This is a genomic window from Vibrio sp. 378 (genome assembly GCF_033339435.1).
Window position 1 is genome coordinate 1 of sequence record NZ_JAWOUO010000396.1, and the last position, 785, is coordinate 785.

Sequence of the window (785 nt, forward strand, 5' to 3'; positions counted from 1 at the left end):
ATCAACAAGCCGAACGTCCGTTTTGTGGTGCACTTTGATATTCCGCGCAATATTGAATCCTACTACCAAGAAACGGGACGAGCAGGGCGAGAGGGTTTGCCTGCTGAAGCGATGATGTTGTACGACCCTGCAGACATCAGTTGGCTACGTCGTATGCTGGATGAAAAAGACGATGGACCGCAAAAGCAAGTAGAAAGCCATAAACTTAATGCGATGAGTGCCTTTGCGGAAGCACAAACCTGTCGTCGTCAGGTTCTGCTCAACTACTTTGGTGAGTACCGCGAGAAGCCTTGTGGTAACTGTGATATCTGCCTCGATCCACCCAAACATTTTGATGCGACAGAAGAAGCGCGAAAAGCGTTGTCGTGTGTTTACCGCGTTAACCAAAGCTTTGGTATGACGTATGTGGTTGAGGTGCTGCGTGGTATGCAAAATATCCGCGTGCGTGAACATGGCCACGACAAGATCTCTACATACGGTATTGGCCGCGATCACAGCCATGATTACTGGGTGAGTATCTTCCGCCAGTTAATCCACAAAGGACTGTTGTTTCAAAACATCACCCGAAACTCGACGTTGCAATTGACCGAGGAAGCTCGACCATTATTGCGCGGGGATGTGTCGCTCGAGCTAGCGGTTCCTCGTTTGGATACCGCAGCACGCGCTGCGAAGTCGGACAAACTGACCAGCAAAAACTACGATAAGAAGCTGTTTGCGAAATTACGCAAGCTGCGTAAGTCGATTGCTGATGAAGATGGCTTACCACCATACGTTGTATTTAGTGA

Annotated in this window: 1 protein-coding gene; it reads left to right on the top strand. The window is 49.0% G+C overall.

What is annotated here, in order from left to right:
• Positions 1-785, top strand: a 785-nt coding sequence (locus R7Q48_RS26505; RefSeq protein ID WP_318133190.1) for an RQC domain-containing protein, incomplete at both ends; no start/stop codon positions are given.